The following is a 20,878-nucleotide window of genomic DNA, read 5'->3' as shown; positions in this document are numbered from 1 at the left end:
GACGGGAACCGCGTGGTTCCCGTCCGGCGCCTTCGGTGTCCGGTCCGCCGTGGCGGAACGGACGGCGGCTCAGTGTCCCGCCGCCGGGCGCCCGCTCCCGAGGTCGTGCAGATTGCGGGCCTCGGTGTCGGCCACCAGGTCCTCGGGGCCGTCGGGGAGGGAGAGGTCCCCGCCCGGTGAGTCCTCGTCGGACAGGGCCTGATGCGGTACGTCCTCGGACAGCTCCTCATACCTCCGCTGCTCACGCCCCCAGGCCCGGACCAGCACCCCGGCGGCGGCGAGCGCCGCCAGCGCGGCGATGAAGCCGATCCGCCGCCGGCTGCGACGCTTGCGGAGCTGCTCGATCTCGGCCGCACCGGCCCTGCCGCGCAGTGCGGCCAGCGCGGCCGCACTGCGCCCGGGAACCTCGTGGGACGCGGCAACCGCGGTGCTGCGGGCCCGGCCGACCGCGTGGCCTGCCTCGGCCGCCAGCGATTCGAGGTGCGGGGCGAGCCGCTGCCAGGCCTGTTCTGCGCCGTGCGCGGCCGCGTCCCTGGTGCGGCCGAGATCGACGTCGAGGATCTCCCGGACCTTCTCGGCAGCCTGTCGCGGCGCGTTCGTACGGTTCACGTCTACCTCCAGGTCGATTCTGTGCTGCGGGCCGGCCGGACGGCTGCCGTCCGCTACTGCCGTCCGCTACTGCGGCCGGGGCGCGCCGGGCGCGCTGTGCGACAGCAGCGCCTCGACCGCCGCGACCGCGGCGGGCACGTCCGGATAGGCCGGATGCGAGAGGGTGATGCCGGTCAGGTCGAAGACCCGCTGCACCGCCGGCGTCAGGGCGGCGGTCTTCAGGCTGCCGCCCACGGCGTCGGTCTCCTTGATCGCCCTGATCACGATGTTCAGCCCGGAGGAGTCCATGAAGGGCACTCCGGCCAGATCGAGGATCAGGTGCCTGCGGCCGTGGGCGAGTTGGTTCGCGAGTTGGACGTGCAGCAGGGGCCCGGTGTGCATGTCGAGTTCGCCGGAGGGGGCGACGACCGCGAGTTCACGGTCCGCCAGGACCGTCACGGTCAAGTCGGCACTTTCCACGGACATGGGTCGTCCTCCGAAGGGGGCATCGCTGCTCGGATGTCTCGGTCACTGTCGAATGACCGGCTGCCCGGGATCCGGGGGCCCATGCGTCCGAGTGTTGAAACCGTGTCGGCAGGAGCCGGATCCGCTCACACAACTGAGGGTGCAAACCGGAGTATTCGGGGCAGAAGAGCGGCACGATGCACCCCAATCACCCCTCACCCCCGGCTCCCCGCGCGGCGACCTGGCCTCTGGACGGTCGGCGCGAGACCCCGGCGCGGGCCCGCGAGCTGGCCTGCGCCTTCCTGGACCAGTGCTCGTCACCGCTGACCGGCGCGGGGCGCGCGGACGTCCTGCTCGCGCTGAGCGAACTGGTCACCAACGCCGTCCGGCACGCACCCGGCCCCTGCACGCTCACCCTCACCGAGCACACCGACAGCCTCACCGTGGCCGTCCGCGACGGCAGCACCGCGCCGCCGGTGCCGCGCCCGCCCGACCTCATGGCCGGGACGGGCGGCTTCGGCTGGCACCTGCTGCGCACCCTCTCCGAAGAGGTGGAGATCCGCCGGCACCAGGACGGCAAGACGGTGGCCGTCCGCGTACCGGCGCGACGGGCCACCGGGCGGACGGCCGCACCCGACGGCGCCCCGCTCCCGGCCGACGGGCGGCCCTGACCTCACCCCGGGTCCGGGCCGCACCCCGGGTCCGGGCCCCGGCGGGGGTCACCCCGTGGTGACCTGCCGGCCGTGCGGGGTGGTGCGGCCGGGCCGGTCGCCGCTGCGGTCCCAGGCCAGGTGCAGGATCGCCAGGTCGTCCGCGTGCCGGCCGGCGTTGAGCCGGTGGACGGCACCGATCAGGTGGTCCAGGAAGCTGGCGGTGCCGGAGTCCGGAGCCGCCGCGATCAGGCCCAGCAGGCCCTGGGTGCCGAGCCGGTCCCGGTCGGGGCCGGTGTGGCCCTCGGTGAGGCCGTCCGTGTAGAGGAACAGCGCGCCGGCCGTGGGCAGTCGGACCGTGGTGGCCGGCCAGTGCCGCAGGCCGGGGGCCAGCCCGAGGGCGATGCCGTGGGCGGCGCTCACCTCCGAGGGGCCGCCGGCCAGCAGCAGCGGCTCGTGGTGCCCGGCCAGGTGGAGGGTGGCCTCGGTGCGGTCGGGCGCGAAGAGCACGGTCGTGCAGGTGGCGAACATGTCGCCGCGGGTGCGCTCCGCGACCAGGACCTGCTCCAGCAGGTCGAGCAGCTCGACGCCCCGGTGGCCGGCGAGGACCAGGGCCCGCCAGGTGATCCGCAGGCAGACGCCGAGCGCGGCCTCGTCCGGCCCGTGGCCGCTCACGTCGCCGATGAGGGCGTGCACGGCCCCGTCGGCGGTCTCCACCACGTCGAGGAAGTCCCCGCCGAGCTGGGCCCGTTCGCGCCCGGGGAGGTAGCGGCTGGTGACGACCACGCCGGCCGACCGCAGCAGCGGCGTCGGCAGCAGGCCCCGCTCCAGGCGGGCGTTCTCCTGCGAGCGGATCCGGTTCTCGCGCAGTTCGGCACTGGCCTGCTCGGCCTGCTTGCGGTGGACGGCGTAGCGCACGGCCCGCTGCAGCAGCCGCTCGTCGACCTGGCCCTTGACGAGGTAGTCCTGCGCCCCGGCGGCCACGGCCCGCTCCCCGGCCCCGGTGTCCCGCAGGCCGGTGAGCACGATGGCGGCGGCCTGCGGACAGGCCGCCTGGACGGCGGTGACGACGTCCAGCCCCTGGGCATCCGGCAGGTGGAGGTCGACCAGGACGCAGTCGGCGCCCTCCACGGCGAGCTCGGCGAGTGCCCCGGCCAGGGTCGGGGCCCAGCGGAGGCTGTGCCGGAGGTCGGTGTCGGAGAGCAGCTCCTCGACCAGCAGCGCGTCCCCGGCGTCGTCCTCGACGAGCAGGATCCGGTAGGCCTCGGGAAGCGGGTCGGCCGGGTCCGCCGGCCCGGCCGGGGCGCGCGTCGGCGCCGCCGGGGCGACCCGGACCTCGGGGGTCACCGCGCCGCCCCGGTCTCGGCGGCGGTCAGGGAGACGCTGCTCACGGGCGCGCCCACCGGCAGGGTGAAGGTGATCCGGGTGCCGGGGGTGTGATCGAGGTCCACCCCGATGGTGCCACCGTGGAACTCCACGATCTTCTTGCACATGGCCAGGCCGATGCCGTTGCCGGGGTACGCCTCGCGGGTGTGCAGCCGCTGGAAGATGACGAACACCTTGTCGACGTAGTCGCCGTCGATGCCGATGCCGTTGTCGGCGACCGCGAAGTGCCACACGTCACCGTCCCGGGCGGCCTCCAGGTGGATGCGGGGGCTGCGCCCCGGGTCGCGGAACTTGATCGCGTTGCTCAGCAGGTTCTGCAGCAGCATGCCCAGCTGGGTGGCGTCGCCGCTGATCTCGGGCAGGGGGTCGTGGGTGACGACGGCGCCGCTCTCCTCGATCGCGATACTGAGGGCGTCGACCGTGGCGCCGCAGAGCTTGTCCAGGTCGACCGGGGCGTACCCGGTGTGCATCCGCCCGACCCGGGAGAAGGCGAGCAGGTCGTTGATGAGGGTCTGCATGCGGTTGGCGCCGTCGACCGCGAACTCGATGTACTGGTCGGCCCGGGCGTCGAGGCTGCCGCCGTAGCGGCGCTGGAGGAGCTGGCAGAAGCTGGCGACCTTGCGCAGCGGCTCCTGGAGGTCGTGCGAGGCGACGTAGGCGAACTGCTCCAGTTCGGCGTTGGAGCGCTTCAGGTCGGCTGCCTGCGCGTCGAGGATCTCGCGGGCCCGCTCCTTGAAGGCCAGCTCGTCGGACAGGCGCCGTCGCATCGACTCGACCACGGCGGCGAGCCGGCGCAGGTCGGCGGGGCCGGTGCCGACGATGGGGTGGCCGAAGTCGCCGGCGGCCACCCGCCCGGCGTCGGCCGACAGGCGGCCGAGCGGCTTGGTGACGCCCCGTCGCAGGCCTTCGAAGACCAGGACGGCCAGCCCCAGGATGATCAGCGCGATGATCCCGAAGACGAGGTTGCGCAGGGCGCGGACGGACTGGAGGTCCGCACGGCCGCGCAGCCGGTCCTGCTGGAGATGGTCCTGCTGGACGGAGGTGGCGGCGCGCAGGGCGTCGAAGGCGCTCTTGCCGTTCGCGGAGAGCTGCGCGCCCTCGGGGACGGGAGCCCCGGCGGGCGAGCCGGCGATGGGGCGGGCGACCGCGCTCTGCCAGGCCGCCGCCCGGGTCAGGACCAGGTCGAGGTCCTGCTCGGCGGAGGTGTCATCGGCGAGCAGCCTGCGCAGGCCGTCGACGGCGTCCTGCTGCTGGGCCAGGCCCTGCACGTAGGGGTCGAGGAAGTCCGACCGGCCGGTCAGGGCGTAGCCGCGGATGCCGGTCTCCTGGTTGACCAGGCCGGCCTCCAGGCGGACGGCGGTGATCAGGGCCGGGGAGCTGCGGTCGACCAGCCGGTCGGTGATCTTGGCCGAGCGCACGAACACCCACGCGCCCAGGACCCCCAGGGACAGCAGCAGCACGAGTGAGGCGCTGACGCCGACCCGCAGCCAGCGGCGGGTGGTCCAGTTCGCGTGCCAGGACTCCCGGGCGGATGCCCCATCCCGGCCCTCTCGGTGCGCGCTCTCCGGGCCCGGCTCCGTCATTGCCTCAGTCCTCTGCTCCGCGCACCCCCGGCGGGGTGCGGTCCATGTGCCGCCCTCGGCACGGTCGCGCGGGGCACGGCCACCCTACAGGCTCCGACAACCGTGGTTGTCCCGAGCATGCGGGTGGCCTAGGGTGGAGCCTCATGCCGCCGGACCGATTTTCCGCCATGTTGAGCAAGGACCAGATCACCGTCCTCGCCGACGCGGCCGTCGCCGATCTCGCACGGCGGCTCGCCGCCCGGGCGATGCGGCCGCTCTCACCTGCTGCCACGCCCACCCCCGGGCAGACGGATGCCCCGTCGGCGCCGAACGAAACGGTCCTCGTCGCGGACGCGCTGACCAGGCTGCACGCGCTCGAACACCTGCGCCGGGCGGCCGAGCGGCTCGCCCGCGAGACGGCCCGGGAGGCCGCCCGGGCCGGAGCCGGCTATCCGCAGCTCGGCGAAGCCTGCGACATCAGCCGCCAGGGCGCCCGCAAGCGCTGGCCAGGCATCCTCAGCAAAGCCCCGTCGTCACAGTCGTAGCCCGCGGCCCACCCCCAGTCACCGGAGTCCCCGATGTCCACTCTGATCAACGCACGCTCCTACAACGTCCTGCTGGTCGAGGACGACCTCGCCGACGCGATGCTCATCGAGGAGGCGCTCTTCGAGCGTGGCATGGCCCGCACCATCGTCCGGGCCGAGGACGGCATCGCCGCCCTGGACTACCTCCGGGACGGCGTCAAGCGGTTGCCCGACCTGATCATCCTCGACCTGAACATGCCCCGGATGAACGGCCGCGAGCTGCTCAACGTCCTGAAGACCGACGAGGACCTGAAGGTCATCCCGGTGGTCGTGCTGACCACCTCCGCCGCGCCGGACGACGTGTCGGGGGCGTACCAGCACCACGCCAACGCCTACGTCACGAAGCCCGTGACCCTGGACGAGTTCAGCCAGGCCGTCCGCAGCATCGACGCGTTCTACCTGGAGACCGCCACGCCCCTGCCGCGCTCCTGACGGCGCTCTCCGGCCGCTGCACCGCCCCGGCCCGGCAGTCGTCGCGCCGGGGCGGCGTCGATCCGGCACTTCGGGGTAGCCGACGAACCGTCGGCCACCGGCGCCACCGGGGCCACCGGCACGGCCGACCGGGACGGAGGGCCGGGACGGAGGTCGGAGAACGCCATGATGGGCCACTCGCACGCGGTGAGCGGAGCGCTGGTGTTCGCGGCCGCGGCCCCCTTCCTGCCCGAAACGGCGCTCGGCCGGCCACTGGATCCCGGCGAGGTGCTGATGGGCACGCTGCTGTGCGCCGGCGCCGCCCTGCTGCCCGACCTCGACCACCACGACGGCACGGCGGCGAACTTCCTCGGCCCCCTCTCGCGGGCCCTGTGCCGGCTGGTCGCCCTGCTGTCCGGCGGCCACCGCCACGCCACCCACTCGTTGCTCTTCGTCGCCCTCGTAGGAGCGGGAAGCTGGGCCGGCATCGCGCAGTGGGGCCGGAACTTCACCCTCGGCCTGGTGTTCGTCCTGCTCGCCCTGGCGGTCCAGGCGCTTCAGCTGCACCCGCCCGGCACCGGCCCGACGGCCTGGCTGACGACCGTCGGCCTGGCGGCGGTCGGGACGGCGGCCCTGGACGTGTGGCTGCCGGGCGCCCCCGGCTGGCTGCCCTACGCCGTGACCCTCGGGACCCTCGCGCACGTCCTCGGCGACTGTCTGACCAAGCAGGGAGCCCCGCTGCTCTGGCCGCACCGGCGGCGGTACGAGCTCGTGCTGATCCGGCGCACCGGGAACCGGCTCGAAACGCGGTTCCTCGTCCCGCTGATGACCATGGCGACCTTCGTGCTCGTCTGGCTGGCCGCCTTCGCACCGACCATCCTGACCGGCTGACGCGCGGCCGCGCCTGGCGGCGGGTGGCGGACATCGGGTTTCGGGTTCACGGATGGTCGGTGCGCCGCAGGGGGTCGCAGGCCCCGGCGCGGCGGCTGTGGGACATACGTCAGGACATACCGGCGCACTCCCGGCAGATCGGACGGCCCTCCTTGTCCTCACCGGCCAACTGGCTGCGGTGGTAGACCATGAAACAGCTCACACAGGTGAACTCGTCCTGCTGCTTCGGCAGCACCCGGACGGTGAGCTCCTCGCCGGACAGGTCCGCGCCCGGCAGTTCCAGGCCCTCGGCCGCGTCGAACTCGTCCACGTCGACGTTGCCGGTCTGGCTCTCCTTCCGGTGACTCTTCAGCTCCTCGATGCTGTCGTCGTCCCCTTCGTCGTTGTTCTTGCGTGGGGTGTCGTAATCCGTTGCCAAGGCCGTGAGCCCTTCTCTTCGACTTGATCGCGATCTGCTGGTGCCCAGCATGCCGCCCGCACCCCGCCCGCAGGTCCCGCGACTCACACCGGGCGGGCCCTTCACCTCCAGCATCCGCGACCGGGAGGTCGTGGTCGACCCCGCCCGGCCGCCGTTTGCCCCCGGCGGGCCGGGGCAGGCGGGGGCGCATGGCCAGTAACAGTGGTGAAGGCGGCTCCCTGCGAGCCCGGGGACGGCAGTGGGGGCGCAGCCCGGTCGTGCGGACGGCCGGCCGGGCCGGGTTCACGGCCCGCGGGGTGATCTACGTCCTGGTCGGGGTCCTCGCGGTGCGGATCGCGCTCGGCGGGTCCGACGGGAAGGAGGCGGACCGCTCCGGCGCGGTGGCCGCCGTCGGCGAGCAGCCCTTCGGCAGGGTGATGCTGTGGGCGCTCGCGGCCGGGTTCGGCGGAATGGCGCTGTGGCGGCTCTCGGTCGCCGTCCTCGGCCGGGGCACCGGCGAGGACGGCTGGACCAAGCGCGCGGCCGACCTGGGGCGGGCGCTCTTCAACGCCTTCCTGTGCTTCAGCCTGGTGCAGGCGCTGCTGGCGGGCCGCGGCACGCGGTCCAGCAACGAGTCGTCCAAGGAGTACACGGCGACGGTGCTGGGCTGGCCCGGCGGGCAGTGGCTGGTGGGCGCGGCGGGCCTCGCCGTGATCGTCACCGGTGTGGTCCTGGCGGTGCGCAGCGCGCTGCGGAAGTTCGAGAAGAAGCTGGACACCGGGGCGATGGGGCGGCGCGTCCGCACCGCCGTCCGCACTCTCGGCGTCGTCGGAGGCGGGGTGCGCGGGCTGGTCTTCGCGGGCGCGGGCGTGTTCGTCCTGATCGCCGCGGTGATGTTCGACCCGGGTCGGGCGAAGGGCCTGGACGAGACGCTGCGCTCCTTCGCGGCCACGGCGGCGGGCCCGGCCCTGCTGGTCCTGGTGGGCGTCGGGCTGGCGCTGTACGGCTGCTACTCGTTCTGCCAGGCCCGCTGGTACCGCCTGGGCTGAGCCACCGGCGGCCGAAGTCCGACCGGGTGTACATATTCGTGCGAATACTCCCGGTTTGGCGGGGCAGGCGTGTCACCGCACGGAGAATCACGCAGCCGACGCCGAGGAGAGCGCGATGAGCACGGGCGACAAGGTCAAGAACACGGGCGAGAAGCTCAAGGGCACGGTCAAGGAGGCGGCCGGCAAGGCCGTCGGAAACGAGCGGCTCCAGGCCGAGGGCAAGGTCGACCAGAGCAAGGCCGACCTCAAGCAGGCCGGCGAACACGCCAAGGACGCCCTCAAGGACTGAGCGTCACGACGACGCGCGGGCCCCGGCCGAAGCGGTCGGGGCCCGCACCCGTCCCCCGGTGTGCGCTGGCGACCGCGCCCGGACGGGGGCAGGCTGATCAGCAGCTTCACCGCAGCCCGAGGGCCCGGCCCCGCGCCCGGTCCCGGCCGCTGCTCCCGTTGTTCCTGCCAGGCGAAGGGACTTTCGATGATCCGGATCGGCGACATCCGCGAGTGGCGGACCCATGACGTGGTCGACCCAGGCGGCCACAAGATCGGCGTCCTGGAGGCGGTCTACGTGGACACCAGCAGTGACGAGCCTGCGATGGCCACCGTCCAGGTCGGCCTGCCCACGCGGCACCGCCTGGTCTTCGTCCCCCTGGACGGCGCGAGCGTCGGTCCCGGTTACGTCAAGGTCGTCCACGACAAGGCCCTGGTGAAGGCGTGCCCGTCGATCGGCACGGACGACGTCCTGCCCGCCGAGGGCGAGGAAGCCGTCTTCCGGCACTACGGCCTGGGTTACCAGCCGGGCGCCGCGGGCGAACGCCAACTCGCGCGCGGCTGATCACTCCGTCCGGACTCCGTCCGGCGAAGGAGGCGTCCGATCATGTCCCTGTTCCTGCTCCTGCTCATCCTCGCGATCGTCCTGGGCATCGTCGGCGTCGCCGTCCACGGGCTGCTCTACCTGCTGGCCGTCGCCATCCTGCTGTTCGTCGCCGACCTCGCCTTCTTCGGCCTCCGCCGGTCGCGGGGCACGGGCCGGCACCGCGTCCGCTGAGGCGGTGCGGCCGGTACGCCGCAGGGAGGAGAGCGGCCCCGCAGAATCGGCTTCCAGGCTGATCCACCCCCCGGGCGGGCGCGCCTAGGTTGGACGCCGTGGCAGAACTCGGTGATCTCGCGCAGCAGACGGCGGACCGGCTGACGGCGCACCACGTCGGTGTGACGGTGGCGGTGCTGGCAGGTGGCGACGCGGCGATCCGCGGTGCCGGCCGGCTGGGCGGCGGGGACGACGGCGCACCCGACGGGGACACGGTGTTCGAGATCGGGTCGGTCACCAAGGTCTTCACCTCGCTGGCCCTCGCCCGTCTGGTCCTCGCGGGCACGGCAGAGCTGGACGAACCGCTCGCACGACTGCTGCCCGAGGCCGCGAGCGTGCCGTCGCGGGGCGGCGAGCAGATCACCCTGCGCCACCTCGCCACCCACACCGCCGGACTCCCCCGCCTGCCGAAGGGCATGGGGCTCCGCGCGCTGCTGCGGCCGAACACACCGGATCCGTACGCCGCCTGCACCACCGACGTCCTGCTACGGGGCCTGGCCGCCACCCGGCTGGGCGCGGTTCCCGGCCGGCGGTTCCGCTACTCCAACCTCGGCGCCGGTCTGCTCGGACTCGCGCTCGCGAACCGGGCAGGCACCGACTACGAGACGCTGGTGACCCGCGAGATCTGCTCGCCCCTCGGCCTGGCCGACACCGGTGTCACGCGGCCCGGCCGGCTCACCCAGGGGCACTCCGCAGGCCGGCGCCCGAAGCCCCCCTGGCACCTCGCCGACCTCGCCGGGGCCGGCGCGCTGCGGTCGACCGCCGCCGACCTGGTGACCTTCCTGCGCTCGCAGCTGACCGGCGAACCCGGCGAACTCGCCGAGGCGATCGCGCTGACCCGCTCCACCGAGCACCGGAGGAACCCGTTCGCCCGGGTGCACCTGGGCTGGTTCAGCCAACGGCTCCACCCCCGTCAGGGCGCCCACCTGCAGCTCTGGCACAACGGCGGCACGGGCGGCTTCTCCTCCTTCGCCGGTTTCGACCCCGAGAAGAACGTCGGCGTCGTGGTTCTGAGCAACACCCAGCGCTCACTGGACGCAGCCGCGTTCGAGCTTCTGCGCACCCTGCAGTCCACCCACCGGTAACGCGCCGGCGGACGGCCGGGCCACACCGGGTGACGTCAGGGTGTCAGGAGAACCGCGACGGGACCGGCCCTCGCCCGGGCCGCACCTGATGGCTACCCTGGCACCAGTCGACCGGGGGTGGGGACATGGTGTCGGACAACACGTGGCACGTGCTCGTCGAGGAGGAGTCCAAGAACTCCTGGGGCGAGGACAACCACCGCTGGGGGCTGGCGGGGCGGCATCCGGCCCGGGACGAGGAGCACGCGCGGGCGCTGGCCGCCGAACTCGCCGGCTCGCACGTTCCGTCCCTGCTGCGCAGCCGCCGGCCCTACCGCCGGCTGGTCCACCGGCTGGCGGGCGACGTCTGGCTGGCCGTCCTGGAGTCGGCGTCCGGCACCCTGCACGTCCGGGTCAGCGTCGCGCAACTGGTGGCCGTGCATGATCACGAGCCCTCCAGGCGCGGGGTGCTCGGGCGGCTGACCGGCCCGGAGTGACCGCTCCCGGCCGGATGCGACCGCGAACGGGCGGTGCCGGGCGGGAGCGGGGCCGGTAGCCCAGGAGGTCGATCGAAACGGGCCCCGCCGTGCGGGGACGGCCCGGCCCGGGAGAATCGAGATGCGGGCTGTCCACCGGCACCGCACAGCCGCCCGGCCGAAAGGAACCCCATGTCCGAGTTCCACCCGAAGCACGATGGCCTGATCGTGAAGCCGCTCGACGAGTCGGCGTCCGACACCGAGACGCGCCGGGGCGAGGTGGTCGCGGTGGGGCCCGGGCGACCGCTGGAGGGCGGCAAGCCCCACCCGGTGGACGTCAAGGTCGGCCAGCGGATCGTGTACAGCAAGTACTCCGGCTCCCGGGTCGAGCTGAACGGCGAGGAGTACGTCGAACTACCGGAGGACGAGATCCTGTCGGTGTCGGCGGACTAGCCCCGCCCGGCAACCGCCCCGTCCCGCCCCGGCCCGGCCGGCCGGCGTGGTCAGCGCGCGGACGCACGCTGCCGGGCGGCGCGGCGCTTGGCGGCCCGGCGCTCGTCCTCGCTCATACCGCCCCAGACACCGGTCTCCTGATCGTTCTTCACGGCCCACTGCAGGCACTGCGCGACGACCGGGCAGCGACGGCAGACGCTCTTCGCCTCCTCCGTCTGGCGGACGGCCGGACCGCTCGCGCCCACCGGGAAGAACAGCTCGGGGTCCTCGTCACGGCAGACGGCATGGTGTCGCCAGTCCATCGGGATCATCCTTTCCATGCTCGGTGGTGCCGGGCTCCGTCCGCTCGTCGCGGTCGGCCGGCCCCGGTGCGGGGCCGTGCCGGTCCCGGCCACGCCAGGCGCCTTACCGCCCTCGCCCGGCTCATGCCTGCCCGGACTGTGCGGTTCCGGTCGATTCGTCGAGGAGGTCGCGGGTAGGCGCGCGAGTACAGACCACGAAACCGCCCGGAGAGGAGACCAGGCCATGCCCCGAGGTTCCAGTCCCAAGCGGGAACGGCAGTACGAGCACATCAAGGAGAGCCTCCAGGAGCGGGGCCGGGACGAGGACACGGCGGAGGAGATCGCGGCCCGCACCGTGAACAAGGAGCGGGCGCGGCACGGAGAGTCCAGGACTGCCAGTCGCAGCTCGCTGGACGACATCTCCTCCAGCCGCCGCGGCGGCCTCCACTCGCACGCGGGCCCCCAGGGGCCGACCCGCGACCAGCTGTACAACGAAGCCCGGCAGCGCAACATCAAGGGCCGCTCCACCATGAACAAGGAGCAGCTCGCCGAGGCCCTCGGCCGCTGACCACCCCTCACCCCGGCCCACCGGAACGCGACTGCGGGCCACCACCTCGACGGTGGTGGCCCGCAGTCGCGTCGCGCGGCCTCCGGTCAGATGGCCGGGCCGCCGTAGAACGGGCCGTAGTAGCCCGCGTACCTCTCCTGGTAGCCGGTGTCCGCGTCGTGCTTGTCCTTGTCGAACTCCGGGCTGTCCTTGATCTCTTCCTTGGTCCGGTCGACGTAGACCTTCTTCTCCTCCTGCTCGACCCGCAGGACGGTGCCGGCCGGGAGCAGGACGTGCTTGCCGAAGATCCACGGGCCGGTGTCCACCACCAGGTGGGACGAGCCGGCCTCCTCGGACAGCCGGTCGACCTTCCCGATGTGCCCGTCGGTCGCCTCGACCTGAAAACCGACCAGGTCGGCGCCGGAGATGTGGCCGGACGTGCTGCGGAACTCCCAGATCTCGATGCCGCTCATGGTGTCTCCTCACTGTCCGTGGCACTGCCGGGGCCGCTCCCCTGGCGACGTGCGCCACGTTCCCTCGACTGCCCCGGGCCGGCCGGTCCATTCACGGGTACCGCCGCGGCCCGGGCCGGCGGCCGTCCCGGCGGCGTCAGCCGCGTCGCCGCCGCCGGACGACCACGACGACGACCCCGCCCGCCGCGAGGCCCGCGGCCAGCAGGTGCGGGACCCGGACTCCGGACGTGATCTCGTCGTACTGCCAACGGCCTTGCGCACCGCTCACCGCACGGTCCGCCCGAGCGGCCCGCAGCCGGCGGGCCGTCCGCCCGGCCGTGTGCCCGAGCTTCGACACGGCGGCGGCGCCCGCGCGGCCGACGGCCTGCCCGGCCCGGGCCGCCGGGCCACCGGCGTCCGGAACGGAGGCGTCGAGCGCGGCCCTGGCCGCCTTCGCGTCGCCGAACAGCAGCTCCGGGTCGTCCGGGACGGGAGTGCCGACCGCGAGGTGCGACTCGGGGCAGCCGGCTGGTCCGCCGGACCGGTCCGTGGTCGGGCCGGTGCTGCTCAGCCGGTTCTCTTCGGCGTTCATGGGTTCCTGCCTTCCAGGGTGGTCGGAGGCGCGGCGCGGCCGGCGCCACCAGGCGGGCGGACAGCGGGTGCTGCCCGCCCGCCGGGAGCGGCCCGCGCGCTACCACGGCCCCTGCCGCCTTGCCCGGGAACCCGTTGGCAAACCCACCGGCCGGGGGCTGCGGCCCGGCAGTGCGGCGCAGGCCCGAGGCGTCGGGCACCGGTATGGCTAGAGTGGCGGAATGACGCTACTCACCAGTAGGAAGTGCCATGGCGCACTGAACCCGCTCCACTCGCTGATCTACTTCGCGCCGGAGGCCGAACGGGAGTTCACCGCCATCGGCCTGGAGACGGGCCGGATGAGCTACTTCGCCGGGCGGGCGGCGGCCATGGGCGCCGTCGGGGCGGGCACGGTCACCGCCACGTTCTACAACTTCAGCCCGGATTTGGTCGCCCGTCACCTCCCCCGGGCCTGGGAGCTGGCATCCCCCGCCGACGTCCTCGACGCCCGGCTGCGGGCCGTCGACGGCGCACTGCGCCGCGTGCTGGGCGGCGAGATCGCCGCCGACCCGGAGGTCGCCGAAGCGGCCGGCCTGGCCCTGCTGGCCGTCGAGGGCTGTACCGCCGCAGGCCGCCCGCTGTACGCCGCCCACGCCGGCCTCCCCGTGCCGGAACAGCCCCACCTCGCGCTCTGGCACGCCGTCACCCTGCTGCGCGAGCACCGCGGCGACGGGCACCTCGCCGCCCTCACCGCCGCCGGGCTGGACGGGCCGGAGGCGCTGATCACCCACACCGCCACCGGCCGTGGCTTCACCACCGCCTTCGCCCGCGCCAGCCGGGGCTGGACGGACCCGCAGTGGGACGAGGCGTCCGAGCGGCTGGCGGAGCGCGGCCTGCTGGCGGCCGACGGGGCGCTCACCCCGCAGGGCGAGGAGCTGCGGCGCGAGGTGGAGGACGTCACCGACCGCCTCGCCGAGGCGCCCTACCGTCTGCTGGGCGAGGAGGGCGTGCAGCGGCTGACCCTGATCGGCGGACGGCTGACGGGCACGGCGCTGGCCAACGGAGCCTTCCCGCCGGGGGTGTTCGCCGGCCGCTGAGCCGGGCGGCTCAGAACCGCAGCGCCCACCGGTCGATGTATCCCCGGTAGCCGGCCCACTGGTCGGTCACCCGCAGCCGCCAGACACCGTTCGCCGTCTCGGAGGAGGCGTCCACGCCGAAGACCCCGTGCAGGTCCACGGAACCCCAGCCCTCGGAGACGTCCTTGACGGGGTAGGCGGTGCCGTCGGGGGCGATCAGGTCGATCTGGAGGTCCCCCGTCGAGGGGTGCACGATGTCGACCTCGACGTCCAGGGTCGCGGGCGCCCGGCCGGGCACGCCGCTCACGGTGACCGGCGAGTTGACGGTCACCAGGTCGGGCAGCTGGAAGTCGGTCGCGTTCTCGAAGCGCGGACCGGGTGTGCGCATCGGCGTGCTGCCGATGTAGAGCAGCCGGTCCGGTGACCCGGGACCCTGGTCGCGGAGCGAGCCGGTGGTGGCGGCGGCGATCAGGGCGGCGGCGACCTGGGCGGGGGTGGCGGTGCGGTGGCCGGAGAGGTAGAGCGCCGCCGCGCCGCTGACGTGCGGAGTGGCCATGGACGTACCGGAGAGCGTCTGCACGTCGTCGTCGAAGATGTACCCGGCGGAGGTGATGCCCGTGCCGGGCGCGAACAGGTCCACCAGGGCGCCGTGGTTGGAGTAGGAGGCCCGTGCGTCGGTGTCGTCGACCGCCCCGACCGTCAGCGCCGTGGAGACCCGGGCCGGCGAGTGCTGGGAGGCGTCCACGGCCTGGTTGCCCGCCGCGACGGCGTAGGTGAGGCCGGAGGCGATCGAGTTGCGGACGGCGGCGTCCAGCACCTCGTCCGGGTCGCCGCCCAGGCTCATGTTGACCACGGCCGGCTTCACGGCGTTCCTGGTCACCCAGTCGATGCCGGCCACCACCTGCTCCGTGGTGCCCTCGCCCGCCCAGTCGAGCACCCGCACCGCCACGATCCTCGTCTGCTTCGCGACCCCGAAGGTGCTTCCCGCGATCGTCGCGGCCACGTGGGTGCCGTGCCCGTGCTCGTCGTCCGCGACGGAGTCGTTGTCGACGGCGTCGAAGCCGTACGAGGCCCGGCCGCCGAACTCCTGATGGCTGATCCGGACGCCCGTGTCGACGACGTACGCGGTGACGCCCTGGCCCGCCGTGTCCGGGTAGGTGTAGGACTCGTCCAGCCGGAGCCTGCGCTGGTCGATCCGGTCCAGGCCCCAGGACGGCGGCTGCGCCTGCGTACTGTCGAGCGAGACCCGGCGGTTCTGCACCACCGCGGCCACCGCGGGGTCGGCCGCCAGCCTCCTGGCCTGCCGCTCGGACAGTTCGGCCGAGAAGCCGTTCAGCGCCGCCTCGTACGTCCGCCGGAGCTTGCCGCCGAACCGCTCGGCCAGCGCCGCCTTCCGGCCCGCACCGAGCGTCGCCGCCGCCGGGTCGAGGAGCACGAGGTAGCTCCCGGCCACCGTCCCCGGCGCGCCCGCGTTGCGGATCACGCCCTCGGGCGGACCAGCGGCGGCAGGGGCGCCGGCCCCGAGGGTCAGCACCGCCGCCAAGGCGGCCGCGGCGGCGGTCGCGAGGCCGCGACGAAGCTGGAGAGTACGCCTGCCGGATGTCACCACGGCCCCCCGCCGGACGGCGCCGCGGCCGTCGGCCCGACCGGCCGACGGAGGGTGCGGCGAAAGTGGCCGGCGGGCCCCGATGCCCGTCCACCACAACGAGACTGACGTGCGGTCAGCGATGGCGCAAGGGCACACATCGACGAGTTCTCCTACGCATCGCCCGCGTCCGGCGGAGCAGTGCGCGGGGCCCGGCGGCGCACACCGCCGGGCCCCGCCACGGTCGGAGCAGGATCAGCCGGTCTGGATCGCGATGTCGTCGATCACGAAGCTGGTCTGGAGCGAGGCGTCCTCCACGCCGTTGAACTTCAGGGTGACGGACTTGCCCGCGTAGCCGGAGAGGTCGACCGTCTTCTGGGCGTAGCCGGTGGCCGCGTCGGCGTTGGAGTACGAGGCGACCGTCGTGCCGTTGGCGGTGACGGTCAGCTTGTCGTAGGCCGTCGTTCCGGTCTCGGCGGTGTCGATGTGCAGCCAGTAGCTCAGGGTGGCCCGGCAGCCGGCGGGGACGGTGACCGTCTGCGCGGCGCTGTCGGTGTGGGTGGAGCCGTAGCCGTTCAGCCAGGCCTTCCAGCTGCCGGAGTGGGCGGCCTCGGAGGCGCTGTTGTCGACGACGCCGCTGCTGGTGGTCCAGGGGGCGGCGGTGCCGGTCTCGAAGCCCGCGTTGCCGAGCAGTTGGGCCGGGGTGCAGGTGCCGCCGGCGGCGGGGACCGTCCAGCCGAAGGAGGTCGAGCCGGTCCTGTTGGCGGCGTCCTTCGCGGTGACGGTGACGGTGGAGGTGCCGGCCGCCGTCACGGTGCCGGTGATCCTGCCCGCGCTGCTGATGGCGAGTCCGGCCGGCAGGCCGGTGGCGGTGAAGGTCAGCGGGGCCGTACCGCCGCTCGCCGCGATCTGCAGGTTCACCGTGCCGTTCAGCGCGGTGCTCTGGCTGCCCGGGTTGGTGACCGTGACGGTGCCGCTGCCGGCGGGCTTGGTGAGCAGGCAGCCGCTGACGGTGAGGTCGATGGCGCGGCCGGTGCCGAGGCAGGTGGTGAACCAGTACGTCTCCTCACCATAGCTCTGGCCCTTGGTGACGGTGGTGGTGCCGTCGGCGGCCACCTCGCACGGGTTGTTGAGCGTGCACACCGCGCCGTCGTCGTTGCCGGTGTTGTTGATGCCGACGACCTTCTTGCTGGCGGCGTCGACGATCGGGGAGCCCGAGGTGCCGTGGGTGGTGTTGCAGCCGGAGCTGTAGCGGATCGAGTCGTGCCACGTCCACTGGTCCTCGCGCAGGGTGTCCACGAAGCCGTTGACGGAGCAGTTCCACACCTGCTTCCAGTACGAGGAGGGTATGAACATCGACGAGCCGTCGACCGGGTGGGTGTCACTGATCGTCAGGGCCGTGGCGCCGAACTTGGTGCCGATGGAGGCGAAGGTGTCCGTCAGCTGGTAGAGCGCGACGTCGGTGCCCGTCATGGTCGCGTAGAGCACCTTGTCGGCCTGAACGGTGCCCAGGGAGGATCCGGAGGAGCTGAGCAGCGTGCCGCTGCGGCTGGCGGTGGTGTTCTGGATCACCTGTCCGGCGGCCGGCATGGTCGGCAGGCAGTGCCCGTTGGTGAGCATCAGGGCCCGGTCGGTGTCGACCGAGGACGGGTAGCGAACGAGCGAGGCCGAGCAGTTGCTCAGCGCGATGGTGGCCGTCAGGTCGCCGGCCTGGACTGCGTGTGCCGGGGTCGCGGCCGGGATCAGCGCGCCCACGACGATCGCGGCCGTGCCGAGTCCGCCGGCAAGTCCCTTGAACATGGGTCTCCTTGTGGGGGATCGCCGGACGCGCGACCGGTTGCGCACGCCCGGGGCGCACGAAAATGCCATGAACTCATCAATACGGTCAACCGTTCTGACGTAAATCGAGCCACGCTCCGGACGGCCACCACGGAGACGGCGCCGGCCCCGGGCCTCACCCCCGGCGGGACCGGTCGGACCTGGAGGGCAGGCACCGGGACAGGCCGAGGGCCGGGATCCTCGGGATCCCGGCCCTGGTCAACACGTACCTCGGTGACGCGGGGAACCTCACCCGCGAGGAGCGGACCGACAACGTACCCGCCGGGGCCCACTATCGGGGCCCACTGCCGGACCGCCCCCTGAAAGCGCCGAACTCGGCCTGCTGCGCCGGGAATCCGGACGTGTTCCGGATGCCTGACGCCGGCGGGCCGAGGTCGGTGCGCGGTCGGTGCGCGGTCGGTTCAGTTCACGGAGAGCAGGATGACGCTCTCGTAGGCGGGTTCCAGGGCGGTGCCGGCTTCACCGCCCGGGACGCCCTCGGCCGCCGGGCCGTCCTCACGGCACAGCCCGTTCTCCCCGGGGAGCACGTCCACGGCGGACGCTCGCTGCTCCGCGTCGGGGCGGATCTCGTCGGTTTTCGTCAGGTACATCCTGATCTCGACCTCTCATCGGGGCCGCGCGGCGCCGGACTCGGCGCCGGAGCCGCGCGGCCTGGTTTCTGCGGTCAGACCGGTCCTGTTGGTCGGGCCGGTCGGGCCGGTCAGGCCGGTTCAGTGGCCAGTCCGGTCTCGGCGTGGACCCCGGCGGCCTGACGGACGGCCATCGCCCGTTCGACCAGTGCCATGCAGGCGGCACACAGCTGCTCGGCCTCCGGGCGCCCGCCCGGTGTCGGCGGTGCACCCCCGGCCTCCTGCGTCAGGGTCCGGCCGCACAGGGCGGCGCTGTCAGCCCCGCCGGGTACCAGGGCGTGCCACACCTGGCCCTCGCCCGGCGCTTCCGGCTCGCGTTCAGATCGCATGCGGTACACAGGTCCTCCCTCGCTCAGGGCCGACTGTCTCCTTCCATGCCAGCCATTCGGGTCGTCCACTGCCACCGCAGTCACCCGACCGGGTGACCGGAGGCACCGAACGGAGTCGTCCGGAGGCCGGCCCGGGCGGCTCAGCGGGTCCCGCTCCAGCTGTGGGCGACGTCGATCACCAGGCGGTCGTCGAGCTGGAAGACCCGGAACGGCAGTCGGGCGCGCACGCCGAGGCCGATCTGGCTCTGGCCCTCGAAACTGGAGGCGAACCGGGCGTCGACGAACGTGCGGTACCCGTTGAGGTCCACCCCGGGCAGCGGGCTGCCCGCCCGGCCGGGGTAGGTCTGCGCGCCCGTGGCCGGGTCGTACGCGGGCGCCGTCGCGATCACCTCGATGACCGCCCCGCCCCGCACCGCCAGCGTCTTCCCGGAGCCGTCCTGGACGAGCCTGTCGACGTACCGGACGTGGTAGCCGACCGGATGCGCCGCGGACGTGCCGGGCACGTCGAGCACCAGCCGGTCGAAGCAGGGATGGGCGCCCGTCCTGACGCCGGTCAGCGGCCGGGCCGCACCGGCGGCGCCGTCCTCCGGCAGGCTTCCCCAGCCCGTCGGGCACGTGACGGCGGCCGGCGCGGCGACGGCGGCGGAGGGCGCCGACGGCGCCACCGCCAATCCGGCCCCGGCCAGCATCACCATCGGGAGCATCATCCAGCGTTGTCGTCGCATGGCGGGCCTCCTCGACCTGTCGCACCCCCTCACCTGGGAGGACGCGGGGTGCGCCGCCCCCGGTTGCACGTCCTTCCAGGCGAAGGGCGCCATCGGACGGCGGGGCGTTCGTGACCTACCGCAACGGCACCGTGAATTCCGCGTGTGGAGTACCACCGGAACATTGTGCGTACCTGCCAAGACCCCTAGCTTCGCTGCCATGGCAGCTGAAGTGACGCTCTTCGCGCGCCTGCACGTCGATCTCGGGCGACTGCAGAGCGCGCTGTGTACGGCCGGCCCGGTGTGATCCCGCCCCGCTCGAAGTCCGTGCCCGCAGCCACGAAAGGCAGTACACGATGAGCCGCAACGATCAGCCCCAGGTCGGCCGCCGGGGATTCCTGGCCGGCGCCGCGGCGGTCGCCGCCTCGACCGCCGTCCCGACCCTCACCGCACTCGCCGGCGCCACCCCCGCCGCCGCGGCCGGTACCGCCGCCCGGCCCAACATCCTGGTGATCCTCACCGACGACCAGCCCAAGCAGACCGAGTGGGCCACCCCCAAGACCGTCGACTGGCTCACCGGCCACGGCGTGCGGTTCAGCAACGGGCACGTCGCGACGCCGCTCTGCGCCCCGTCGCGCTCCTCGATCTTCTCCGGGCGCCAGGCGCACAACCACGGCGTGCTGGACAACTCCAGCCCGTACAACCTGGACCAGAACACCACCGTGCAGCGCTACCTCCAACAGGCGGGCTACCGCACCGGCCTGTTCGGCAAGTACCTCAACGCCTGGCACGCCGCGGACAACCCGCCGCACTTCGAGGAGTGGCTGCTGGAGGACCCGGTGGTCTACAACGACGGTGCCTACAACGACAACGGGACGGTCCACACCATCCCCGGCTACAGCACGACCGTCATCAAGGACCGCACGCTGGCCTTCCTCGACAAGGCCGCCACCGACCACCGGCCGTGGTTCGCGTTCGTCGCCCCGAAGGCCTCGCACGAGCCCAACACGCCGGACGCCAAGTACGCCAACACCGCCGTCCCGGCGTGGAACGGGCGGCCGTCCGTCCCCGAGGCCGACCGGAGCGACAAACCGCAGTACATCCAGAACGCCACCGCGACGCTCGCCGACGCGCAGGCCCTGCGCCGGCGCCAGCTGCGGACCCTGCTGTCGGTCGACGACGCGGTGCAGGAGTTCCACGACAAGCTGGTCTCACTCGGCCAGTTGGACAACACCCTGGTGGTCTACCTCGGGGACAACGGCTACACCTGGGCCGACCACGGCTGGCTGAAGAAGTCCGTCCCCTACCGGCCGTCCATCGAGGTGCCGTTCTACCTCTCCTGGCCGGCCGGCGGCCTCGGCGCCGGCACCACCGACAACCGGATCGTCGCCAACATCGACATCGCGCCGACCATCCTGGACGCCGCCGGCATCACGCCGACCACCCCGCAGGACGGCCACTCGCTGCTCGGCAACCACAGCCGTGACCACCTGCTGATCGAGTGGTGGAAGCACGGAACCGCCGCCGGGGGGCCGCACACCTGGTCCTCCTACGTCAGCACGAGCGAGCAGTACACGGAGTACTACCAGATCCACACCGACGCCGCGGGCAAGCCCGTGGGGACCGGCTCGCTGCTGTTCCGCGAGTACTACGACCTGGCGAACGACCCGCACCAGCTCACCAACAAGCTCTACCAGGCCACCGCCCAGGACGAGCAGGCGCTCGGCATCCCCGCCCTGGCGGCCACGCTCGCGGCCGACCGCGCCGCCTGACCCGGGCTCACCGTCGGGGCCCCGGCCGTACCCCGGG

General features: G+C 73.4%; 27 protein-coding genes. 14 read left to right on the top strand and 13 right to left on the bottom strand.

The annotated features are described in order from the left end of the window. Window positions 1-69 precede the first annotated feature (69 nt). Both ACFUK0_RS07620 and ACFUK0_RS07615 read right to left on the bottom strand, forming a co-directional pair. Window positions 70-609 carry a DUF5324 family protein gene (locus ACFUK0_RS07620; protein WP_380247240.1) on the bottom strand — a complete coding sequence of 180 codons (540 nt, stop codon included), beginning with the start codon at window positions 607-609 and terminating at the stop codon, window positions 70-72. Window positions 610-675: 66 nt separating this feature from the next. Beyond that, the gene (locus tag ACFUK0_RS07615) at window positions 676-1,074 is read right to left on the bottom strand and encodes an STAS domain-containing protein (protein ID WP_380247239.1); all 399 of its coding nucleotides are present in this window, start codon (window positions 1,072-1,074) and stop codon (window positions 676-678) included. A 176-nt stretch (window positions 1,075-1,250) separates the two neighbouring features. Between ACFUK0_RS07615 and ACFUK0_RS07610 the strand changes: the two genes are divergently transcribed. Beyond that, a complete protein-coding gene (locus ACFUK0_RS07610; protein ID WP_380247237.1) occupies window positions 1,251-1,724 on the top strand; it encodes an ATP-binding protein in 474 nt (157 codons plus the stop codon). 48 nt (window positions 1,725-1,772) lie between these two features. On the opposite strand, the gene ACFUK0_RS07605 is transcribed toward ACFUK0_RS07610, so the two are convergent. After that, window positions 1,773-3,050: a PP2C family protein-serine/threonine phosphatase gene (locus ACFUK0_RS07605; protein ID WP_380247235.1), complete on the bottom strand. Its 1,278-nt coding sequence runs from the start codon at window positions 3,048-3,050 to the stop codon at window positions 1,773-1,775. After that, window positions 3,047-4,672, bottom strand: a complete 1,626-nt coding sequence (locus ACFUK0_RS07600; protein ID WP_380247233.1) for an ATP-binding protein — start codon at window positions 4,670-4,672, stop codon at window positions 3,047-3,049. The genes ACFUK0_RS07605 and ACFUK0_RS07600 overlap by 4 nt, the downstream gene beginning before the upstream one ends. 167 nt (window positions 4,673-4,839) lie before the next feature. Here ACFUK0_RS07600 and ACFUK0_RS07595 point away from each other — a divergent pair, with 167 nt between their 5' ends. The 3 genes from ACFUK0_RS07595 (at window position 4,840) to ACFUK0_RS07585 (ending at window position 6,537) form a co-directional block, all read left to right on the top strand. Then, a complete protein-coding gene (locus ACFUK0_RS07595) occupies window positions 4,840-5,196 on the top strand; it encodes a hypothetical protein (protein WP_380247231.1) in 357 nt (118 codons plus the stop codon). A 33-nt stretch (window positions 5,197-5,229) separates the two neighbouring features. Further along, the gene (locus tag ACFUK0_RS07590; protein WP_380247229.1) at window positions 5,230-5,667 is read left to right on the top strand and encodes a response regulator; all 438 of its coding nucleotides are present in this window, start codon (window positions 5,230-5,232) and stop codon (window positions 5,665-5,667) included. 165 nt (window positions 5,668-5,832) lie between these two features. Next, complete coding sequence (locus ACFUK0_RS07585) at window positions 5,833-6,537, top strand: metal-dependent hydrolase (RefSeq protein WP_380247228.1); 705 nt, start codon at window positions 5,833-5,835, stop codon at window positions 6,535-6,537. 109 nt (window positions 6,538-6,646) lie between these two features. Here ACFUK0_RS07585 and ACFUK0_RS07580 read toward each other — a convergent pair whose 3' ends face one another. After that, complete coding sequence (locus ACFUK0_RS07580; RefSeq protein WP_380247226.1) at window positions 6,647-6,955, bottom strand: DUF4193 domain-containing protein; 309 nt, start codon at window positions 6,953-6,955, stop codon at window positions 6,647-6,649. Window positions 6,956-7,143: 188 nt separating this feature from the next. On the opposite strand from ACFUK0_RS07580, the gene ACFUK0_RS07575 reads away from it, so the two are divergent. The 7 genes from ACFUK0_RS07575 (at window position 7,144) to ACFUK0_RS07545 (ending at window position 11,057) form a co-directional block, all read left to right on the top strand. Further along, window positions 7,144-7,983 carry a DUF1206 domain-containing protein gene (locus tag ACFUK0_RS07575; RefSeq protein ID WP_380247224.1) on the top strand — a complete coding sequence of 280 codons (840 nt, stop codon included), beginning with the start codon at window positions 7,144-7,146 and terminating at the stop codon, window positions 7,981-7,983. A 115-nt stretch (window positions 7,984-8,098) separates the two neighbouring features. Next, window positions 8,099-8,272, top strand: a complete 174-nt coding sequence (locus ACFUK0_RS07570) for a CsbD family protein (RefSeq protein WP_380247223.1) — start codon at window positions 8,099-8,101, stop codon at window positions 8,270-8,272. Window positions 8,273-8,458: 186 nt separating this feature from the next. Next, a complete protein-coding gene (locus ACFUK0_RS07565; protein WP_380247221.1) occupies window positions 8,459-8,815 on the top strand; it encodes a PRC-barrel domain-containing protein in 357 nt (118 codons plus the stop codon). Between the two features lie 42 nt (window positions 8,816-8,857). Then, on the top strand, window positions 8,858-9,028 hold the full coding sequence (locus tag ACFUK0_RS07560; protein ID WP_380247219.1) for a hypothetical protein: 171 nt from the start codon (window positions 8,858-8,860) through the stop codon (window positions 9,026-9,028). 98 nt (window positions 9,029-9,126) lie between these two features. Then, on the top strand, window positions 9,127-10,152 hold the full coding sequence (locus ACFUK0_RS07555; RefSeq protein ID WP_380247217.1) for a serine hydrolase domain-containing protein: 1,026 nt from the start codon (window positions 9,127-9,129) through the stop codon (window positions 10,150-10,152). A 125-nt stretch (window positions 10,153-10,277) separates the two neighbouring features. Further along, window positions 10,278-10,625 carry a hypothetical protein gene (locus ACFUK0_RS07550; RefSeq protein WP_380247216.1) on the top strand — a complete coding sequence of 116 codons (348 nt, stop codon included), beginning with the start codon at window positions 10,278-10,280 and terminating at the stop codon, window positions 10,623-10,625. A 171-nt stretch (window positions 10,626-10,796) separates the two neighbouring features. Beyond that, entirely contained in the window at window positions 10,797-11,057 is a 261-nt protein-coding gene (locus ACFUK0_RS07545) for a co-chaperone GroES (RefSeq protein ID WP_380247214.1), read from the top strand. A 50-nt stretch (window positions 11,058-11,107) separates the two neighbouring features. Here ACFUK0_RS07545 and ACFUK0_RS07540 read toward each other — a convergent pair whose 3' ends face one another. Then, complete coding sequence (locus ACFUK0_RS07540; RefSeq protein ID WP_380247212.1) at window positions 11,108-11,359, bottom strand: WhiB family transcriptional regulator; 252 nt, start codon at window positions 11,357-11,359, stop codon at window positions 11,108-11,110. A gap of 223 nt (window positions 11,360-11,582) precedes the next feature. Between ACFUK0_RS07540 and ACFUK0_RS07535 the strand changes: the two genes are divergently transcribed. Further along, a complete protein-coding gene (locus ACFUK0_RS07535) occupies window positions 11,583-11,906 on the top strand; it encodes a plasmid stabilization protein (RefSeq protein WP_380247211.1) in 324 nt (107 codons plus the stop codon). A gap of 86 nt (window positions 11,907-11,992) precedes the next feature. Here the strand turns inward: ACFUK0_RS07535 and ACFUK0_RS07530 are convergent, their stop codons facing one another. Together ACFUK0_RS07530 and ACFUK0_RS07525 are read right to left on the bottom strand one after the other, a co-directional pair. Further along, the gene (locus ACFUK0_RS07530; protein ID WP_380247209.1) at window positions 11,993-12,358 is read right to left on the bottom strand and encodes a PRC-barrel domain-containing protein; all 366 of its coding nucleotides are present in this window, start codon (window positions 12,356-12,358) and stop codon (window positions 11,993-11,995) included. Window positions 12,359-12,494: 136 nt separating this feature from the next. Then, entirely contained in the window at window positions 12,495-12,929 is a 435-nt protein-coding gene (locus ACFUK0_RS07525; protein ID WP_380247207.1) for a hypothetical protein, read from the bottom strand. A 220-nt stretch (window positions 12,930-13,149) separates the two neighbouring features. Here ACFUK0_RS07525 and ACFUK0_RS07520 point away from each other — a divergent pair, with 220 nt between their 5' ends. Beyond that, window positions 13,150-14,004 (top strand): hypothetical protein, encoded by an 855-nt coding sequence (locus ACFUK0_RS07520; protein WP_380247205.1) that lies wholly within the window; start codon window positions 13,150-13,152, stop codon window positions 14,002-14,004. A gap of 10 nt (window positions 14,005-14,014) precedes the next feature. Here the strand turns inward: ACFUK0_RS07520 and ACFUK0_RS07515 are convergent, their stop codons facing one another. The 5 genes from ACFUK0_RS07515 to ACFUK0_RS07495 all read right to left on the bottom strand — a co-directional run bounded on the left by ACFUK0_RS07515 (window position 14,015) and on the right by ACFUK0_RS07495 (window position 19,090). Then, the gene (locus tag ACFUK0_RS07515) at window positions 14,015-15,589 is read right to left on the bottom strand and encodes a S8 family serine peptidase (protein WP_380247203.1); all 1,575 of its coding nucleotides are present in this window, start codon (window positions 15,587-15,589) and stop codon (window positions 14,015-14,017) included. A gap of 234 nt (window positions 15,590-15,823) precedes the next feature. Continuing rightward, entirely contained in the window at window positions 15,824-17,368 is a 1,545-nt protein-coding gene (locus ACFUK0_RS07510) for a putative Ig domain-containing protein (RefSeq protein WP_380247201.1), read from the bottom strand. A 440-nt stretch (window positions 17,369-17,808) separates the two neighbouring features. After that, on the bottom strand, window positions 17,809-17,997 hold the full coding sequence (locus tag ACFUK0_RS07505; RefSeq protein WP_380247200.1) for a hypothetical protein: 189 nt from the start codon (window positions 17,995-17,997) through the stop codon (window positions 17,809-17,811). 110 nt (window positions 17,998-18,107) lie between these two features. Continuing rightward, window positions 18,108-18,365, bottom strand: coding sequence for a hypothetical protein (locus ACFUK0_RS07500; RefSeq protein ID WP_380247198.1), 258 nt, complete (start codon window positions 18,363-18,365; stop codon window positions 18,108-18,110). A gap of 140 nt (window positions 18,366-18,505) precedes the next feature. Then, on the bottom strand, window positions 18,506-19,090 hold the full coding sequence (locus ACFUK0_RS07495; protein ID WP_380247196.1) for a hypothetical protein: 585 nt from the start codon (window positions 19,088-19,090) through the stop codon (window positions 18,506-18,508). A 335-nt stretch (window positions 19,091-19,425) separates the two neighbouring features. On the opposite strand from ACFUK0_RS07495, the gene ACFUK0_RS07490 reads away from it, so the two are divergent. Beyond that, the gene (locus tag ACFUK0_RS07490) at window positions 19,426-20,841 is read left to right on the top strand and encodes a sulfatase (protein ID WP_380247195.1); all 1,416 of its coding nucleotides are present in this window, start codon (window positions 19,426-19,428) and stop codon (window positions 20,839-20,841) included. Window positions 20,842-20,878: the final 37 nt, after the last annotated feature.

This window comes from Kitasatospora sp. NPDC057223, assembly GCF_042669755.1.
Lineage (GTDB): Bacteria > Actinomycetota > Actinomycetes > Streptomycetales > Streptomycetaceae > Kitasatospora.
This window is presented reverse-complemented; position numbering and strand designations above follow the sequence as displayed.

What these genes read in the sequence shown, in the direction of transcription:
- ACFUK0_RS07610 (WP_380247237.1), top strand. Translation starts at nt 1,251, where the DNA reads ATGCACCCCAATCACCCCTCACCCCCGGCTCCCCGCGCGGCGACCTGG.
- ACFUK0_RS07545 (WP_380247214.1), top strand. Translation starts at nt 10,797, where the DNA reads ATGTCCGAGTTCCACCCGAAGCACGATGGCCTGATCGTGAAGCCGCTC.
- ACFUK0_RS07535 (WP_380247211.1), top strand. Translation starts at nt 11,583, where the DNA reads ATGCCCCGAGGTTCCAGTCCCAAGCGGGAACGGCAGTACGAGCACATC.
- ACFUK0_RS07590 (WP_380247229.1), top strand. Translation starts at nt 5,230, where the DNA reads ATGTCCACTCTGATCAACGCACGCTCCTACAACGTCCTGCTGGTCGAG.
- ACFUK0_RS07575 (WP_380247224.1), top strand. Translation starts at nt 7,144, where the DNA reads ATGGCCAGTAACAGTGGTGAAGGCGGCTCCCTGCGAGCCCGGGGACGG.
- ACFUK0_RS07510 (WP_380247201.1), bottom strand. Translation starts at nt 17,368, where the DNA reads ATGTTCAAGGGACTTGCCGGCGGACTCGGCACGGCCGCGATCGTCGTG.
- ACFUK0_RS07540 (WP_380247212.1), bottom strand. Translation starts at nt 11,359, where the DNA reads ATGGACTGGCGACACCATGCCGTCTGCCGTGACGAGGACCCCGAGCTG.
- ACFUK0_RS07560 (WP_380247219.1), top strand. Translation starts at nt 8,858, where the DNA reads ATGTCCCTGTTCCTGCTCCTGCTCATCCTCGCGATCGTCCTGGGCATC.
- ACFUK0_RS07520 (WP_380247205.1), top strand. Translation starts at nt 13,150, where the DNA reads ATGACGCTACTCACCAGTAGGAAGTGCCATGGCGCACTGAACCCGCTC.
- ACFUK0_RS07585 (WP_380247228.1), top strand. Translation starts at nt 5,833, where the DNA reads ATGATGGGCCACTCGCACGCGGTGAGCGGAGCGCTGGTGTTCGCGGCC.
- ACFUK0_RS07600 (WP_380247233.1), bottom strand. Translation starts at nt 4,672, where the DNA reads ATGACGGAGCCGGGCCCGGAGAGCGCGCACCGAGAGGGCCGGGATGGG.
- ACFUK0_RS07595 (WP_380247231.1), top strand. Translation starts at nt 4,840, where the DNA reads ATGTTGAGCAAGGACCAGATCACCGTCCTCGCCGACGCGGCCGTCGCC.
- ACFUK0_RS07495 (WP_380247196.1), bottom strand. Translation starts at nt 19,090, where the DNA reads ATGCGACGACAACGCTGGATGATGCTCCCGATGGTGATGCTGGCCGGG.
- ACFUK0_RS07570 (WP_380247223.1), top strand. Translation starts at nt 8,099, where the DNA reads ATGAGCACGGGCGACAAGGTCAAGAACACGGGCGAGAAGCTCAAGGGC.
- ACFUK0_RS07615 (WP_380247239.1), bottom strand. Translation starts at nt 1,074, where the DNA reads ATGTCCGTGGAAAGTGCCGACTTGACCGTGACGGTCCTGGCGGACCGT.
- ACFUK0_RS07565 (WP_380247221.1), top strand. Translation starts at nt 8,459, where the DNA reads ATGATCCGGATCGGCGACATCCGCGAGTGGCGGACCCATGACGTGGTC.
- ACFUK0_RS07550 (WP_380247216.1), top strand. Translation starts at nt 10,278, where the DNA reads ATGGTGTCGGACAACACGTGGCACGTGCTCGTCGAGGAGGAGTCCAAG.
- ACFUK0_RS07525 (WP_380247207.1), bottom strand. Translation starts at nt 12,929, where the DNA reads ATGAACGCCGAAGAGAACCGGCTGAGCAGCACCGGCCCGACCACGGAC.
- ACFUK0_RS07500 (WP_380247198.1), bottom strand. Translation starts at nt 18,365, where the DNA reads ATGCGATCTGAACGCGAGCCGGAAGCGCCGGGCGAGGGCCAGGTGTGG.
- ACFUK0_RS07490 (WP_380247195.1), top strand. Translation starts at nt 19,426, where the DNA reads ATGAGCCGCAACGATCAGCCCCAGGTCGGCCGCCGGGGATTCCTGGCC.
- ACFUK0_RS07530 (WP_380247209.1), bottom strand. Translation starts at nt 12,358, where the DNA reads ATGAGCGGCATCGAGATCTGGGAGTTCCGCAGCACGTCCGGCCACATC.
- ACFUK0_RS07505 (WP_380247200.1), bottom strand. Translation starts at nt 17,997, where the DNA reads ATGTACCTGACGAAAACCGACGAGATCCGCCCCGACGCGGAGCAGCGA.